The sequence below is a fragment of the Burkholderia sp. MSMB1589WGS genome, assembly GCF_001636105.1.
In the GTDB taxonomy this organism is placed as follows: Bacteria; Pseudomonadota; Gammaproteobacteria; order Burkholderiales; family Burkholderiaceae; genus Burkholderia; species Burkholderia humptydooensis.
Genome location: NZ_LNJT01000007.1, coordinates 1,561,375 through 1,577,651, shown reverse-complemented (window position 1 = coordinate 1,577,651; position 16,277 = coordinate 1,561,375). Strand labels below are relative to the sequence as shown.

The 16,277-nt window shown below is 69.2% G+C and carries 15 protein-coding genes; 7 read left to right on the top strand and 8 right to left on the bottom strand.

Going from position 1 to position 16,277, the window contains the following annotated elements; all coding sequences use genetic code 11:
* Window positions 1–368 precede the first annotated feature (368 nt).
* Window positions 369–1,970, top strand: coding sequence for an APC family permease (locus WT16_RS15170; protein ID WP_009913727.1), 1,602 nt, complete (start codon window positions 369–371; stop codon window positions 1,968–1,970).
* Window positions 1,971–2,081: 111 nt separating this feature from the next.
* On the opposite strand, the gene WT16_RS15165 is transcribed toward WT16_RS15170, so the two are convergent.
* The 6 genes from WT16_RS15165 to hemA form a co-directional block, all read right to left on the bottom strand.
* Window positions 2,082–2,870: a class III extradiol ring-cleavage dioxygenase gene (locus WT16_RS15165; protein ID WP_059932497.1), complete on the bottom strand. Its 789-nt coding sequence runs from the start codon at window positions 2,868–2,870 to the stop codon at window positions 2,082–2,084.
* Window positions 2,871–3,132: 262 nt separating this feature from the next.
* A complete protein-coding gene (locus WT16_RS15160; RefSeq protein WP_063533616.1) occupies window positions 3,133–3,729 on the bottom strand; it encodes a UbiX family flavin prenyltransferase in 597 nt (198 codons plus the stop codon).
* 13 nt (window positions 3,730–3,742) lie between these two features.
* Window positions 3,743–4,051, bottom strand: coding sequence for a Grx4 family monothiol glutaredoxin (grxD, locus tag WT16_RS15155; RefSeq protein ID WP_004186955.1), 309 nt, complete (start codon window positions 4,049–4,051; stop codon window positions 3,743–3,745).
* A gap of 78 nt (window positions 4,052–4,129) precedes the next feature.
* Window positions 4,130–4,975: a peptide chain release factor N(5)-glutamine methyltransferase gene (prmC, locus tag WT16_RS15150; protein ID WP_006029420.1), complete on the bottom strand. Its 846-nt coding sequence runs from the start codon at window positions 4,973–4,975 to the stop codon at window positions 4,130–4,132.
* The gene (prfA, locus tag WT16_RS15145) at window positions 4,972–6,054 is read right to left on the bottom strand and encodes a peptide chain release factor 1 (protein ID WP_006029421.1); all 1,083 of its coding nucleotides are present in this window, start codon (window positions 6,052–6,054) and stop codon (window positions 4,972–4,974) included. Before prfA ends, prmC begins: the two co-directional genes overlap by 4 nt.
* 68 nt (window positions 6,055–6,122) lie before the next feature.
* Window positions 6,123–7,412: a glutamyl-tRNA reductase gene (hemA, locus tag WT16_RS15140; RefSeq protein ID WP_009913721.1), complete on the bottom strand. Its 1,290-nt coding sequence runs from the start codon at window positions 7,410–7,412 to the stop codon at window positions 6,123–6,125.
* A gap of 554 nt (window positions 7,413–7,966) precedes the next feature.
* On the opposite strand from hemA, the gene WT16_RS15135 reads away from it, so the two are divergent.
* From WT16_RS15135 to WT16_RS15120, 4 genes are all read left to right on the top strand, one after another.
* On the top strand, window positions 7,967–8,221 hold the full coding sequence (locus tag WT16_RS15135) for a hypothetical protein (protein ID WP_006029424.1): 255 nt from the start codon (window positions 7,967–7,969) through the stop codon (window positions 8,219–8,221).
* 18 nt (window positions 8,222–8,239) lie between these two features.
* Window positions 8,240–10,054 carry an aminopeptidase P family protein gene (locus tag WT16_RS15130; protein WP_015600288.1) on the top strand — a complete coding sequence of 605 codons (1,815 nt, stop codon included), beginning with the start codon at window positions 8,240–8,242 and terminating at the stop codon, window positions 10,052–10,054.
* Between the two features lie 107 nt (window positions 10,055–10,161).
* A complete protein-coding gene (locus WT16_RS15125) occupies window positions 10,162–10,713 on the top strand; it encodes an isochorismatase family protein (protein ID WP_006029426.1) in 552 nt (183 codons plus the stop codon).
* Window positions 10,710–11,333 carry an HAD-IA family hydrolase gene (locus tag WT16_RS15120; RefSeq protein ID WP_059932504.1) on the top strand — a complete coding sequence of 208 codons (624 nt, stop codon included), beginning with the start codon at window positions 10,710–10,712 and terminating at the stop codon, window positions 11,331–11,333. Before WT16_RS15125 ends, WT16_RS15120 begins: the two co-directional genes overlap by 4 nt.
* A gap of 76 nt (window positions 11,334–11,409) precedes the next feature.
* Here the strand turns inward: WT16_RS15120 and ettA are convergent, their stop codons facing one another.
* Both ettA and WT16_RS15105 read right to left on the bottom strand, forming a co-directional pair.
* A complete protein-coding gene (gene ettA / locus WT16_RS15115; protein WP_006029428.1) occupies window positions 11,410–13,077 on the bottom strand; it encodes an energy-dependent translational throttle protein EttA in 1,668 nt (555 codons plus the stop codon).
* Between the two features lie 334 nt (window positions 13,078–13,411).
* Entirely contained in the window at window positions 13,412–13,714 is a 303-nt protein-coding gene (locus WT16_RS15105; protein ID WP_015601292.1) for a DUF3761 domain-containing protein, read from the bottom strand.
* A 134-nt stretch (window positions 13,715–13,848) separates the two neighbouring features.
* Here WT16_RS15105 and WT16_RS15100 point away from each other — a divergent pair, with 134 nt between their 5' ends.
* Both WT16_RS15100 and WT16_RS15095 read left to right on the top strand, forming a co-directional pair.
* Window positions 13,849–14,832, top strand: a complete 984-nt coding sequence (locus WT16_RS15100; protein ID WP_006029431.1) for a glycerophosphodiester phosphodiesterase family protein — start codon at window positions 13,849–13,851, stop codon at window positions 14,830–14,832.
* Between the two features lie 124 nt (window positions 14,833–14,956).
* Window positions 14,957–16,246 (top strand): MFS transporter, encoded by a 1,290-nt coding sequence (locus WT16_RS15095; RefSeq protein ID WP_063533614.1) that lies wholly within the window; start codon window positions 14,957–14,959, stop codon window positions 16,244–16,246.
* Window positions 16,247–16,277: the final 31 nt, after the last annotated feature.

Genomic DNA, 16,277 nt, shown 5'->3' with positions numbered 1-16,277 from the left:
TAATGGGACCAACCGGAGTACCGTTGATGGGCGAACTACGAAAGAACCTATTCACTCGCCGCTTGAAATCCTGCCAGACCGTTTATACGACTATTCGATTCGACGGTCAATCGTCTTCGATCATGTCTCAGGGTTTTTCTTAGATAACCCAACATTAGAGCTTACAAAGCTTGCTAATGTCACGGATTTTTTGTAGGGGATGATCGAATTTTGCGTTCATTGCCCGGTGCAACCGTTAAACTACGCGCCGCGCGCGGATGGGTTGCTCCCGATCGGGCAACCTGTCCCCCCAAGAATGCATGCGCGGTGCCGTCCGGCTCGATCCCGGGCGGCGTGCCGACCTTGCTTGTTGAGACATAGGAGAGGTTGTGAAGAGTTCTATTCAACGGAACATCGGTCCGTTCGCCTTGATGCTGACAGGGCTGGGTTCGATCATCGGATCGGGCTGGCTGTTCGGCGCATGGAAGGCCGCCAAGATCGCCGGGCCCGCCGCCATCTGCGCGTGGATCATCGGCGCGGTCGTGATTCTCGCCATTGCGCTCACGTACGCCGAACTCGGCGCGATGTTCCCCGAATCGGGCGGCATGGTGCGCTATGCGCGCTACTCGCACGGCTCGCTCGTCGGCTTCATCAGCGCGTGGGCGAACTGGATCGCGATCGTCTCGGTGATTCCGATCGAGGCCGAGGCGTCGATCCAGTACATGAGCACGTGGCCCTATGCGTGGGCGCACGCGCTCTTCGTCAACGGTGAGCTCACGACACCGGGGCTGCTGCTGTCCGCCGTCCTCGTCGTCATCTACTTCCTGCTCAATTACTGGGGCGTGAAGCTCTTCGCGCGTGCGAACACCGCGATCACGATCTTCAAGTTCCTGATTCCCGGCCTCACGATCGCGGGCCTGCTGCTGTCGAGCTTCCACGGCGAGAACCTCGGCACGGCGGGCGGTTCGGCGAGCTTCGCGCCGTACGGCTGGTCGGCCGTGCTGACGGCGGTCGCGACGAGCGGCATCGTGTTCGCGTTCAACGGCTTCCAGAGCCCCGTGAACCTCGCCGGCGAAGCGCGCAACCCGTCGCGCAGCGTGCCGTTCGCGGTGATCTCGTCGATCCTGATCGCGCTCGTGATCTACGTGCTGCTGCAAGTGGCGTACATCGGCGCGGTGAACCCGGTCGACGTCGCGAAGGGCTGGACGCATTTCAACTTCGCGTCGCCGTTCGCGGAGCTCGCGATCGCGCTGAACCTGAACTGGCTCGCGATCCTGCTGTACGTCGACGCGTTCGTGAGCCCGAGCGGCACCGGCACGACCTACATGGCGACGACGACCCGCATGATCTATGCGATGGAACGCAACAACACGATGCCGAAGATCTTCGGCAGCGTGCATCCGCTGTACGGCGTGCCGCGTCCCGCGATGTGGTTCAACCTGATCGTGTCGTTCGTCTTCCTGTTCTTCTTCCGCGGCTGGAGCTCGCTCGCGGCGGTGATCTCGGTCGCGACCGTGATTTCGTACCTGACGGGCCCGATCAGCCTGATGGCGCTGCGCCGCGCGGCGACGGACCTCGAGCGTCCGCTGTCGATTCCGTGCATGAAGCTGATCGCGCCGTTCGCGTTCGTCTGCGCGTCGCTGATCCTGTACTGGGCGAAGTGGCCGCTGACGGGGGAGATCATCCTGCTGATGATCGTCGCGCTGCCCGTCTACTTCTATTACCAGGGCAAGGCCGGCTGGCAGGGCTGGGGCCGCGACCTGAAGGCCGCGTGGTGGCTCGTCGCGTACCTGCCGACGATGGCCGTGCTGTCGCTCATCGGCAGCAAGGAGTTCGGCGGCCACGGCATGCTGCCTTACGGCTGGGACATGCTGGTCGTCGCGGCGATCGCGCTCGTGTTCTATTACTGGGGCGTGAGCACCGGCTATCGCACCGAGTATCTCGACGAGCGCGAGTCGCGCGACGAGATCCTCGAAGGAGTCGGCGCGTAATCGCGCGATCCGTCGCCCGCGATCGCCGGCGGCGGAGGCCGAATCTTCCGAACGAAGCCCGCCCGGGATGTCCCGGGCGGGCTTCGTTGTTTTGGGACGCTCTCGCGCCTGTCAGGCCGCCGAGTCGAACACGTAGTTCGTCATCGCGAGCACGCGCTGATACGTGCCGAGCGACTGGACCCTCAGCCGATAGTCGTCGTCCGCCGCGCCGAGCGCCGCGAACACAGGCAACAGGTGCTCGTCGGTCGGATGCATCAGCGCCGCGTGCGGCGCCTGGCGGCGGTAGTCGAGGAGCGCGTCGACGTCGCGTGCGGCGAGCTTTTCCTCGAACCAGCCGGTGAATTCGGCGACGCGCGGGTCCGCGTCCCCGGGCGCGGCCGAGAAATCCGCCGCGCGCAGGTTGTGCGTGATCTGGCCCGAGCCGATCACCATCACGCCGTCGTCGCGCAGCGGCCGCAGCGCGCGGCCGACGCGAAAGTGGTGCGCGGCATCGGCGCGTGGCTGGATCGACAACTGCGCGACGGGCACGTCGGCGTGCGGGAACATCAGCAGCATCGGCACCCATGCGCCGTGGTCGAGGCCGTGCGGCGTGGCGGCGGTCTCGATGCCCGCGTCGCCCAGCAGCGCAGCCGCGCGGGCCGCGACGTCGGGCGCGCCGGGCGCCGGATAGCGGATTTCATAGAGCGCGCGCGGAAAGCCGTAGAAATCGTGGATCGTCTCGGGCCGCTCGGCGGTGCTGACGGCGGGCTGCTGCGTGAGCCAGTGCGCGGACAACATCAGCACCGCGCGCGGGCGCGGCAGTTCGCCGCCGAGCGCGGTGAACGCGCCCGACGGCAGCGCCGGGTCGATCGGCAGCGTCGGCGCGCCGTGCGACAGATAAAGGGACGGAAGGCGGTTCATGATGATCGGGACTGCTGCGAAATGATATTGCCTACGACTATAGGCTCGCACCGATCATTGATAAATGCGAAAAATGGATTTGATTGTATCTATTTTGTTGTTAATCGTGCGACCGCAGCGGTGCGGTTCCCGATTCCTTGCCGCGGCGCGACGTAGCGAGGCGCGACTGCGCAGGAACGGAGACCACGGACAGAACGATGGAGTCGGCGAGCAAGCCGACGCGGAACGGAAACGCCGCCGTCCCGGCCGGGACGCGACGGCGTCAGCCGTGCTCGCGCAGCCCCTGCCAGGGCGCGGTGAGCGGCGCGCCGAGCGCGAACATGTCGAGCACGCGCGCGACCGTATGGTCGACCATCTCATCGATCGTCTTCGGCATCGCGTAGAACGCGGGCAGCGGCGGGAAGATCACGCCGCCCATCTCGGTGACGGCCGTCATGTTGCGCAGATGCGCGAGGTTGAACGGCGTTTCGCGCACGAGCAGCACGAGCCGGCGGCGCTCCTTCAGCGCGACGTCGGCGGCGCGGGTGATGAGATTGTCGGACAGCCCGTGCGCGATGCTCGCGAGCGTCCTCATCGAGCACGGCGCGACGATCATGCCGTCGGTCGCGAACGAGCCGGACGCGATGCTCGCGCCGACGTTGCGCACCGAATGGACGACGTCGGCGCGCGCCAGCACGTCGTCCTTCGGCAACTGCAGTTCGTGCTGGATGTTGAGCCAGCCGGCGCTCGAGATCAGCAGGTGCGTTTCGACGCCGCCCGAGGCGCGCAGCATGTCGAGCATGCGCACGCCGTAGATCGCGCCGGTGGCGCCCGTGATCGCGACGATCAGGCGCCGCGGCGGCGCCGGGCGGGGCTCCATCGGAGGGGCGCGATCAGGCGGTGAAGAGCTGCTGCAGCTCGCCCGACTGGTACATCTCCATCATGATGTCCGAGCCGCCGACGAATTCGCCCTTCACGTAAAGCTGCGGGATCGTCGGCCAGTTCGAGAATTCCTTGATGCCCTGGCGGATCTCCTCGTCTTCGAGGACGTTGACCGTCTTGAACTGGTCGACGCCGCACGCCTTCAGCACCTGGACGGCGCGGCCCGAGAAGCCGCACATCGGGAATTGCGCGGTGCCTTTCATGAAGAGCACGACCGGGTTTTCGTCGACGATTTGCTTGATGCGTTGTTGGGTGTCCATGACTGACCTTGCTGTAGCTGGGCGTGAATGAGAAATGATACTGGATTTCCCCTGGGCTGGCGGGCGCCGGGCGCCGCGTCAGCCGGGCAGGCGGCCGCCCGTCGCGCGCTCGATCGACGCGAGATCCGCGAGCGATTCGACGTCGGCGAAGCCCGCCGCGCCGAGGAGCGCGCGCACCGCGGCGGCCTGATCGTAACCGTGTTCGATCCACAGCGCGCCGCCCGGCGCGACGAACGCATGCGCGCCCGCAACGATCGCGCGGATCGCGGCGAGCCCGTCGCGCTCGTCGGTGAGCGCGCCGCGCGGCTCGAAGCGCAGGTCGCCCTCGGCGAGGTGCGGATCGTGCCGCGCGATGTACGGCGGGTTGCTGACGACGACGTGAAAGCGCAGGCCGGGATCGAGCGCCGCGTACCAGTCGCTTTCGAGAAACCGCAGCGGGCCGCCCGGGCGCGCCGGATCGAGCAGCTTGCGCGCGTTGCGGCGCGCGACGTCGAGCGCGGTGGCCGACCGGTCGAGCGCCCACACGCGCGCGTCGGGCCGCCCGGACGCGATCGACACCGCGATCGCGCCGCTGCCCGTGCCGAGATCGAGCACGCACGGCGACGCGATGCCGTCGATCGCGTCGAGCGCCGTCTCGACGAGCAGCTCCGTTTCCGGGCGCGGGATCAGCACGTCCGGCGTGACGTCGAATTCGAGGCCGAAGAACTCGCGCGCGCCGGTGAGCTGCGCGATGGGCTCGCCCGCCGCGCGGCGCGCTTCGAGCGCAAGATAGCGCTCGATCGCCGCCGCGTCGAGCGGCTCGTCGGCGCGCGTGATGAGCTGCGTGCGGGTCCAGCCGAGCGCGTGCGCGAGCAGGACCCGCGCGTCGAGCGCATCGAGCGGCGACGCGCGCAGCAGCTCGGCGGCGGTGGCGGGCGTCGTCATTCGGCGTCGCCGAGCGACGCGAGCAGCTCGGCCTGATGCTCGCTGACGAGCGCGGCGATCAGCTCGTCGAGGTCGCCGTCCATGATCTGCTCGAGCTTGTACAGCGTCAGGTTGATCCGATGATCGGTCATCCGGCCCTGCGGGAAGTTGTACGTGCGAATCCGCTCGGAGCGGTCGCCCGAGCCGATCAGGCTCTTGCGCGTGGCCGCTTCCTTCGCGTGCTGCTCGTGATACTGCTTGTCCTTGATCCGCGCGGCGAGCACCTTCAGCGCGCGATCCTTGTTCTTGTGCTGCGAGCGGTCGTCCTGGCACTCGACGACGATCCCCGTCGGAATGTGCGTGACGCGCACCGCCGAATCGGTCTTGTTGATGTGCTGGCCGCCCGCGCCCGACGCGCGGAACGTGTCGATCCGCAGATCGGCCGGATTGATCTCGACTTCGCCGATCTCGTCGGCCTCGGGCATCACCGCGACCGTGCACGCGGACGTGTGGATGCGGCCCTGCGTTTCGGTCGCGGGCACGCGCTGCACGCGGTGGCCGCCCGATTCGAACTTCAGGCGCGAGTACGCGCCATAGCCCGCGATCCGCACGATCACTTCCTTGTAGCCGCCGAGGTCCGACGGGCTCTCCGACATCATCTCGACCTGCCAGCGCTGCCGCTCCGCGTAGCGCAGGTACATCCGCAGCAGGTCGCCCGCGAAGAGGGCCGATTCGTCGCCGCCCGTGCCCGCGCGGATTTCGACGAAGATGTTGCGCTCGTCGTTCGGGTCCTTCGGCAGCAGCATCGTCTGCAGCTCGGCCGCGAGGCGGCTCATCCGGTCGCGCGCGCCGCGCAGCTCGTCCTCGGCGAAGTCGCGCATCGAGGCGTCGGCGAGCAGTTCCTGCGCGGCGAGCTCATCGGCGCGCGCCTGGCGCCACTGCGCGTAATGCTCGACGACAGGGCCGATCTCCGCGTGCTCGCGCGTCAGCTTGCGATACTGGTCGAGGTCCGCGGTGACGTTCTCGCGGCTCAACAGGTCGTTCAGTTCGGCCAGCCGGGTTGTGAGCTGGTCGAGCTTGCTTTGCATGCTCGTCTTCATGGTGCGGAGCGATGCTCCCAGGGAGGAATTCGAAAAGGGGAAGGAGGGGACGGGCAGGCCGGGCGCCGCTAACGGTCCGACGAGCGCGGCGCGTGCTGGTAGAAGCCGCGCATCAGCTCGATCAGCGAATCGCGGTCGGCGCCGTTCGCGCGGTTGAGCGCGCTCGTCGGGCCGTGAATCAGCTTGTTGGTGAGCGCCTGCGACAGCGCGTCGAGCACGGCGGCCGGATCGTCGCCGCGCGCGAGCATCTTGTGCGCGCGCTCGACTTCCGCGCGGCGCAGCGCGTCGGCTTGCGTGTGCATGTGGCGGATCACGGGCACGATGCTGCGCGCGTCGAGCCACTGCATGAAGTTCTGCACGCGCGTCTCGATGATCGCCTCGGCCTGCGCGACCGCGGCCTGCCGCGACGCGTTGCCTTCGCGCACGATCGCGCCGAGATCGTCGACGGTATAGAGGAACACGTCCTTCAGCTTGCCGACTTCGGGCTCGATGTCGCGCGGCACCGCGAGGTCGACCATGAAGATCGGCCGGTGGCGGCGCGCCTTCACCGCGCGCTCGACGGCGCCGAGGCCGATGATCGGCAGCGTCGACGCCGTGCACGACACGATGATGTCGAACTCGTGCATCCGCGCGGGCAGATCGGCGAGCGGCATCGCGCGGCCGCCGAAGCGCTCGGCGAGCTTCGCGCCGCGCTCGGCGGTGCGGTTCGCGACGACGAGCTCGCGCGGGCCTTGCGCGGCGAAGTGCGTCGCACAGAGCTCGATCATCTCGCCCGCGCCGATGAACAGCACGCGCTGCTGCGCGACCTGCTCGAAGATCCGCTGCGCGAGCCGCACGGCCGCAGCCGCCATCGACACCGACTGCGCGCCGATCTCGGTCGTGCCGCGCACTTCCTTCGCGACCGCGAACGTGCGCTGGAACAACTGGTTCAGGTAGGTGCCGAGCGAGCCTGCCTCGGACGCGGTGCGCACCGCGTTCTTCATCTGGCCGAGGATCTGCGTTTCGCCGAGCACCATCGAATCGAGCCCGGACGCGACGCGAAACGCGTGTCGCACCGCCTCGGATTGCGGCAGCGCGTACACGTGCGGCGCGAGCTCGTCGGCGGGAATCCGGTGATAGTCGGACATCCAGCGGATCGCCGCGTCGCGCGCCGCGCGATCGTTGGTCGCGCAGTACAGCTCGGTGCGGTTGCAGGTCGAGAGGATCGCCGCTTCGGGCGCGTTCGGCGCCGGATGGCCGAGGAAGACGCTCTTGAACGTCGAGAGTGCGGGCTTGATCTGTTCGAGCGGAAACGCCACGCGTTCGCGCAAGGCGACAGGCGCAGTGTGGTGGTTGATTCCGATCGTGAGGAGCTGCATGTCCAAGAGGCTATCGTTTAGTCCCATATTATAGCGTTTCGACGACAAATCGATGGTCGGCGCATATCGCGGCCCGTTCGCGGCCCGTCCACGCGATCCGTGCGGCCGCGCGCCGCCTCCGCACCCGCACGCGGGCCCGGCGGGCCGCGTCGGCCGCGCTCGGCAAGGGCGCCGCGCGGGGGCGGAGCCGCCCGCCGTCGCGGCGGGCCGTTCGCCAGGCGCGACGCCATGCCGCGCCTTTTTGAAAATCGACCCCCAAACGGTGCGAAAATGATGGCCCGCGCGATGGCTCGCGATACGTGGGCGATACGCGGGCGCGGCGTCGAACAGGCGGCTCGGCGCGCCGGCGTGTCGATGCGGCCGCAACGAGCAGTGCCGCGGCCGTGCCGGATCGCACCGGACGTTGCGCCGCCGGTGCATCATGCGTCGATCGGCGGTTTGCGTGGCCGGAACCCGTCCTGCGAGCCGACGCGCCCGCGCGGCGTCGATGATATGGAGGACGTCGCACGCCGTTCGCGCCGACGGGGCGAGTCCGACAGCGAAAGAGGCGTGGAATGAACTGGTTTGGAATCGTCGTGCTGGGCTTTGCCGTCGGCCTGCTCGGCTCGGCGCTCAATCCGCTGCGGCGGCTGAGCCGCGCGTCGCTGTGGCTCGCGGTCGCGGCGGGCGTGCTCGGCGCCGCGGCCGCGAAGATGGCAGGCAATGTCGCAGGACTCTTTTACGATGGCGAGACGCTCGAATGGCCGGTCTGCACTGCCGCCGCGCTTTTCGCCGTTGCCGTGACGGTGGGCCTGTCGGCCCGCCGCTGAACGTTTGCAGGTGAAATCATGAATGCCCGACTTCCCGATCCGTCGCCCGTGCCGGCGCGTCTTGCCCTGTTGCGCGGCGCGATGGCGCGCGAGGATCTGACCGCCTACGTGGTGCCGTCCGCCGATCCCCATTTGTCCGAATATTTGCCCGAGCGCTGGCAGGCGCGTCAATGGCTGTCGGGCTTCACCGGCTCGGTCGGCACGCTCGTCGTGACCGCCGATTTCGCGGGCCTCTGGGTCGACAGCCGCTACTGGGTGCAGGCCGAGGCGCAGCTCGCGGGCACGGGCGTCGCACTGATGAAGATGGCGGGCGGCCAGCAGACGCAGCCGCACGTCGAATGGCTCGCCGAGCACGTGCCCGAGGGCACGACGGTCGGCGTCGACGGCGCGGTGCTCGGCGTCGCGGCGGCGCGCGCGCTGACGTCGGCGCTCACGCCGCGCGGCATCGTGCTGCGCACCGATCTCGACCTGCTCGACGCGATCTGGCCGCAGCGCCCGTCGCTGCCCGACGACGCGGTGTTCGAGCACGCGGCGCCGCAGGCCGACACGGCCCGCGCGGGCAAGCTCGCGCAGGTGCGCCGCGCGATGCAGGAGCAGGGCGCGCAGTGGCACTTCGTGTCGACGCTCGACGATCTCGCGTGGCTCTTCAACCTGCGCGGCGCCGACGTCAACTACAACCCGGTGTTCGTCGCGCATGCGCTCGTCGGCCTCGAGCGCGCGACGCTGTTCGTCGCCGACGGCAAGGTGTCGGCCGAGCTTGCGACGTCGCTCGCGCGGGACGGCGTCGACGTGAAGCCGTATGACGCCGCGGCCGCGGCGCTCGCCGCGCTGCCCGAGGGCGCGGGGCTGCTGATCGATCCGCGCCGCGTGACGTACGGGCTGCTGCAGGCGGTGCCGCAGCAGGTGCGCGTGATCGAGGCGGTGAATCCGTCGACGTTCGCGAAGTCGCGCAAGACGCCCGCCGAGATCGAGCACGTGCGCGCGACGATGGAGCACGACGGCGCGGCGCTCGCCGAATTCTTCGCATGGTTCGAGCGCGCGCTCGGCCGCGAGACGATCACCGAGCTGACGATCGACGAGCAGCTCACGGCCGCGCGCGCGCGCCGGCCGGGCTACGTGTCGCCGAGCTTCGCGACGATCGCGGGCTTCAACGCGAACGGCGCGATGCCGCACTATCGCGCGACGCGCGCCGCGCACGCGACGATCGAAGGCGACGGCCTGCTGCTCGTCGATTCGGGCGGCCAGTATCTGAGCGGGACGACCGACATCACGCGCGTCGTGCCGGTCGGCGCGATCGGCGACGCGCATCGGCGTGATTTCACGATCGTGCTGAAGGCGATGATGGCGCTGTCGCGCGCGCGCTTTCCGCGCGGCATCCGCTCGCCGATGCTCGATGCGATCGCGCGCGCGCCGATGTGGGCGGCCGGGCTCGACTACGGGCACGGCACGGGGCACGGCGTCGGCTATTTCCTGAACGTCCACGAGGGGCCGCAGGTGATCTCGCACTATGCGTCCGCCGAGCCGTACACGGCGATGGAAGAGGGGATGATCACGTCGATCGAGCCGGGCGTGTACCGGCCAGGCAAGTGGGGCGTGCGGATCGAGAATCTCGTCGTGAACCGCGCGGCGGGCCGGACCGAGTTCGGCGACTTCCTCGAATTCGAGACGCTGACGCTCTGCCCGATCGACACGCGCTGCGTGCTGCCCGCGCTCCTCGACGACGGCGAGCGCGCGTGGCTGAACGCGTATCATGCGACGGTGCGCGAGCGGGTCGGCAAGCACGTGTCGGGCGACGCGAAGGCGTGGCTCGACGCGCGCACGCAGCCGATCTGACGGGCGCGCGGCCGCCGACGCCGCCCGATGCCGGTCCGCCGGCGACGGCGCGGCAGCGGCGCGACAGGCGGGACGAATGATCGAGCGATAAAAACGGAGGGCGACGCATGGCGAAGGCGGCGGTGATCGTGGTGGACATGCAGCGCGGGCTGTTGCAGCGGGCGAAGCCCGCGTATCGGCTGGACGAGGTCGTCGCGGGCATCAACCGGCTGACGGCGGCGGCGCGCGCGGCGGGCGCGCCCGTGTGCTTCGTGCAGCACGACGGCGGCGCGGACGACGACGTCGTGCCCGGCACGCCCGGCTGGCAACTGCACGCGGATCTCGTGTGCGCGGGTGCCGACTGGCGAATCCGCAAGCGCGAGAGCGACGCTTTCCACGACACGCCGCTCGCCGCGCAGCTCGGCGCGCACGGCGTCGACGCGGTCGTGATCTGCGGCTACGCGTCGGAGTTCTGCGTCGATTCGGCGGCGCGCCGCGCGGCGCTCCTCGGCTACCGGACGACGGTCGTCTCCGACCTGCATACGACGAATGACCGCGCGCACCTGAGCGCGGCACAAGTCGTCGCGCATCACAATTTCATCTGGAACAACTGTTCGTTTTCGGGCAACGGCGTCGCGCCGCGGCCGCTCGACGACGTGCTCGCCACGGAGTTCGCATGACCATCAAGGCAGTCGTGTTCGATTTCGGCGGCGTGCTGATCGACTGGAGTCCCGAGTATCTGTACAGGCAACTGATTCCCGATGAAGCCGAGCGGCGCTGGTTCCTCACGCACGTGTGCGGGACGGACTGGGTGGTCAGGCAGGACGGCGGCCAGACGATCGAGGCGGGAACCGACGAGCGCGTCGCGCAGTTCCCCGAGCACGAGGCGCTGATCCGTGCGTTCTACGCGCGCTGGCACGAGATGATCGGCGGCGAGCTCGCGGGCGGCGCCGCGCTCGTCGACAGGCTCGACGCGCACGGCGTGCCGCTCTTCGGGCTCACGAACTGGTCCGCGCAGACGTTTCCGTATGCGTGGGAGAACTTTCCGGTGCTGCGGCGCTTCAAGGACATCGTCGTGTCCGGCCGCGTGAAGCTCGTGAAGCCCGATCCGGCGATCTACCGCGAGATGCACGCGCGGATCGTGCCGCACGTGCCGGGCGTCGCGCCGCACGAGCTCGTCTTCATCGACGACAACGCGACGAACGCCGCGGCCGCGACCGCGCTCGGCTGGCACGGGATTCACCACACGAGCGCCGAAGCGACTCAGGCGCGGCTGCGCGAGCTGGGCGTGCCCGGCTGACGACGCGGCGAAGCGTCGGCGCGTCGGAGCGGGACGGCTGCGCGGCGGACTTGGCGCGCGCGCCGCGCGCCGGCCGTTACCGGCTGATCGGCTTGTAGCGCAGACGCTTCGGCTTCGCCGCTTCCTCGCCGAGGCGCGCGCGCTTGTCGGCTTCGTACTCCTGGTAGTTGCCGTCGAAGAACACGACCTGCGAATCGCCTTCGAACGCGAGGATGTGCGTCGCGATCCGGTCGAGGAACCAGCGGTCATGCGAGATCACCATCACCGAGCCCGCGAATTCGAGCAGCGCGTCTTCGAGCGCGCGCAGCGTCTCGACGTCGAGATCGTTCGACGGCTCGTCGAGCAGCAGCATGTTGCCGCCCGCGATCAGCGTCTTCGCGAGATGCAGCCGGCCGCGCTCGCCGCCCGACAGGTTGCCGACGTTCTTCTGCTGATCGCCGCCCTTGAAGTTGAAGCGGCCGATGTACGCGCGCGACGGCGTTTCGTACTTGCCGACCGTCAGCACGTCCGCGCCGCCGGAGATTTCCTCGAACACGGTCTTGCTGCCGTCGAGCGCGTCGCGGCTCTGGTCGACGTACGCGAGCTTCACCGTCGGGCCCTGCACGATCTCGCCCGAATCCGGCTGCTCCTTGCCCGTGAGCATCCGGAACAGCGTCGACTTGCCCGCGCCGTTCGGCCCGATGATGCCGACGATTGCACCCGCCGGAATCTTGAAGCTCAGGTTGTCGATCAAGAGGCGATCGCCGTACGCCTTGCTGACGTTCTTGAACTCGACCACTTCATTGCCGAGACGGTCGCCGACCGGGATGAAGATTTCCTGCGTCTCGTTGCGCTTCTGATATTCCTGGCTGCTCAGCTCCTCGAAGCGCGCGATACGCGCCTTCGACTTCGCCTGGCGGCCCTTCGGGTTCTGGCGCACCCACTCCAGTTCCTTCTTGATCGCCTTCTGGCGCGCCGATTCCGCCGCTTCTTCCTGCTTCAGGCGATCTTCCTTCTGGTCGAGCCAACTGCTGTAGTTGCCCTTCCACGGAATGCCGTGGCCGCGGTCGAGCTCGAGAATCCATTCGGCCGCGTTGTCGAGGAAGTAGCGATCGTGCGTGACCGCGACGACGGTGCCCGGGAAGCGCGTCAGGAACTGCTCGAGCCATTCGACCGATTCGGCGTCGAGGTGGTTGGTCGGCTCGTCGAGCAGCAGCATGTCGGGCTTTTCGAGCAGCAGCTTGCACAGCGCGACACGGCGCTTCTCGCCGCCCGACAGGTGCTCGATCTTCGCGTCCCACGGCGGCAGGCGCAGCGCGTCGGCGGCCACTTCGAGCTGCTGCTCGGGGCTGCCGCCGTCGCTCGCGGCGAGGATCGCCTCGTATTTCGCCTGCTCGGCGGCGAGCGCGTCGAAATCGGCGTCCGGCTCCGCGTATGCCGCGTAGATTTCGTCGAGCTTCCTGTGCGCCTGGAACAGGTCGCCGAGCCCTTCCTCGACGGCTTCGCGCACCGTCTTCTGCGGATCGAGCTGCGGCTCCTGCGGCAGGTAGCCGATGTTCAGGTTCGGCATCGGCGTGGCTTCGCCTTCGATGTCCTTGTCGACGCCCGCCATGATCTTGATCAGCGTCGACTTGCCCGAGCCGTTCAGACCGAGCACGCCGATCTTCGCGCCGGGGAAGAACGACAGCGAGATGTCCTTCAGGATCTGGCGCTTGGGCGGCACGATCTTGCCGACCCGGTTCATCGTGAAAACGTATTGGGCCATCTGCGTGATTGAAAGAGTGGAAATTCACGCGGCCGCGCGCCGGCTGGGCCGGCGGCGGCGACGTGCGGATTCGGTTCGTGGAAGCGGCCGCGGCGCATCGTCCCGACGCCGGCGGCGGTGCCGCGGTTGCGCGGCGCAAGCCGACATTGTACTCGGCGCGCCGCGGGCTGGCTGCGCCGGCGTCGGGACGACGCGCCGCGGCCGCGTCGATATCGATACGATGTCGGCCGTCGTCGGATTCGGCGTTGCATCGAACGCGCACCGGCGGGAGCGATGCCGATCGGGCGGAGCTTGCTCCGCTTCGCGGCGGCGTCGGCCGGGTCGCCGCCGCCGGCTAGCGCCACGCGGCGACGCCGCCGTGCCCCGAGCACGTGCCGCGCCGATGCCGGCTGAAGCTGTACGCGCCGTCGCGGCAGCGGGCCGTCGCGCCTTCGGGGACGCGGCCCGATTTCGAATGCGCCGGCGCGTGCACGGTCTCTCCGTCGCGGTTGTGGTACGTATCGTGGCGGTCGAGGTCGGCTTCGCCGCCGCCGGCGGGCGCGCCCGGCGAGTAGGCGAATGCGGGGGCGAGCGGCAGCGCCGCGATCGCGAGCGCGACGGCAATGCGCCGCGCCGCTCGAGGCAGCGAAATGTGCATGGTCTCTCTCGTTTGTCGTGGTCGATGGGCCAGGCGGCCCGACGGCATCTTAACTGCGGCGAAGCGCTGAAGAAAATCCGCCGCGCATCGTCAAACCAGGAGATGGAGTGTATTTCGACGGAGGAACGAAACAGATGAATCGACTGATCGACATCATCGGACGGCGGGCGGCGCTCGCGGGCGTCGCGCTCGGGCTTGCCGCCTGTGCGGGCGGCGGCCCGGTTGGCGAAGCGCCGGCGACGCTGCCGCGCATCGTCGCGCATCGCGGCGGCGCGGCCGACGCGCCGGAGAACACGCTCGACGCGATTCGCGCGGCGATCGCCAATCGCGCGGACGCGATCTGGCTGACCGTTCAATTGAGCCGCGACGGCGTCCCGGTGCTGTACCGGCCCGCCGATCTGTCGGCGCTCACGCAGTCGAGCGGCCCGGTTGCCGGCTACACGGCCGCGCAGCTCGCGCGGATGAACGCCGGCTGGCATTTCCGCGACGCGAGCGGGCAGTATCCGTATCGCACGCGCGCCGCCGGCATCCCGACGCTGCGCGACGCGCTGCGCGCGATTCCGCCCGCGATGCCGATCGTGCTCGACATGAAGGCGGTGCCCGCCGCGCCGCAGGCGAAGGCCGTCGCGGACGTGCTGACGAGCGAGGCCGCATGGCCGCGCGTGACGATCTATTCGACCGACGCCGCTTATCAGGCCGCGTTCGCGTCGTATCCGCACGCGCGGCTCTTCGAATCGCGCGATGCGACCCGCGGGCGGCTCGTGAACGTGCTGCTCGGCGGCGCGTGCGAACGCGCGCCCGATGCGCCTAATGCGTCCTATGCGCCCGTATGGGCCGGCTTCGAAATGCATCGGAACTTGACGGTGAGCGAGCGCTTCACGCTAGGCGAAGGCGTATCGAGCGTGACGGCGACGCTGTGGACGCCCGCGACCGTCGCGTGCTTCAGGCGGCGTGCGAACGTGCGAATCCTCGCGATCGCGGTGAACGACGCCGACGATTACCGCGCGGCCGCGTGCCTCGGGCTCGACGCGGTGCTCGCGGATTCTCCGCGCAAGATGGCGGAAGTCGAGGCGGCGCTGCGCGCGCGGCCGTTGCGGTGCGACGCGGCGGCGCGATAGGCGGGCTGGTTGCCGAGCGATCGCGCGGTTCGTCATCATTTCACACGCGTAGTTCAACTATATCCGGGAGACGAGCCGCAGGGCTCGACGCAGTGCCGGAACGGACCTGAGAGGACCCATCGTGATGAACCGCCCGCGCGCTTCGCGCGTCTTCTACGGCTGGTATGTGGTCGCCGCCGCCTTCGCCGTGACGTTCGTCGGCTTCGGCAGCGCATACACGTTCAGCGCGTTCGTCGAGCCTTTGCAGCGCGAATTCGCTGCTTCGCGCGGTGCGATCGCGCTCGTATTCTCGCTCGCCGGTTTTCTGTATTTCGGCTTCGGCGTCGTGAGCGGTCCGCTCGCGGATCGCTTCGGCTCGCGGCGGCTCGCGGTCGCCGGCATGCTGCTGACCGCGGCGGGGCTCGCCGCCGCAGGCGCCGCGCGCACGCTGCTTCAGGTCTACGTCGCGTATGGGCTCGGCGTCGGCTTCGGCGTCGGCTGCGCGTACGTGCCCGCCGTCGGCGCCGTGCAGCGCTGGTTCGTGCGCCGGCGCGGCTTCGCTTCGGGGCTCGCGGTGGCGGGAATCGGCGTCGGCACGCTCGCGATGCCGCCGCTCGCGTCCGCGCTGATCGCGCACGTCGGCTGGCGCGGCGCGTATTTCGCGCTCGCGGCGCTCGCGGCCGCATTCGGCGCGGGAATGTCGCTGCTGATCGAGAGCGATCCGCGCGGGCGCGGACTGCGGCCCGACGGCGATCCCGTTTCCGATGCGACCGCGCCGGCGGCCGGGGTGACGGCTGCGCGCGCGGTGCGGGTGTCGATGCCGGCCGGTGCGACGGCCGGCGCGACGGTCGGAGAAGCGATCCGGTCGCGCGCGTTCGCGAGCCTTTATGCGGCGTGCCTCGTCTGCTCGTTCGGCGTGTTCGTGCCGTTCGTGCATCTCGTTCCGTACGCGGTCGATCACGGCGTGAAGCCCGCGGCGGCCGTGCTGTTGCTCGGCGCGATCGGCGTCGGCAGCACGGCGGGCCGGTTCTTCCTCGGCGGCCTGGCCGACCGGCTCGGCCGCCGCGCGTCGCTGCTCGCGATGTTCGCCGGCATGGCGATCGCGCTCGTCGGGTGGGCGGGCGCGCGGGATTTCGCGGCGCTCGCCGCGTTCGCGCTCGTGTTCGGCGTGTTCTACGGCGGCTGGGTCGCGGTGCTGCCCGCCGTCGTGATGGACAGCTTCGGCGGGCGCAACGTGAGCGGGATCATCGGCGTGCTCTACACGAGCGTCGCGTTCGGCACGCTGATTGGTCCCGCCGCCGCGGGTTTCGTCTACGACGCGGGCGGCGGCTACCTGGTGCCGATTCTCGCGAGCGCCGCGGCGAATGCGATCGCGTTCGCGATCGTCGCGGTCACGGGGCGCACGCCGGCGCTCGTTCGCGCGCCGGGCGAATAGGCGGGCCGCGCGATCGCGCCGAACAGGCCGC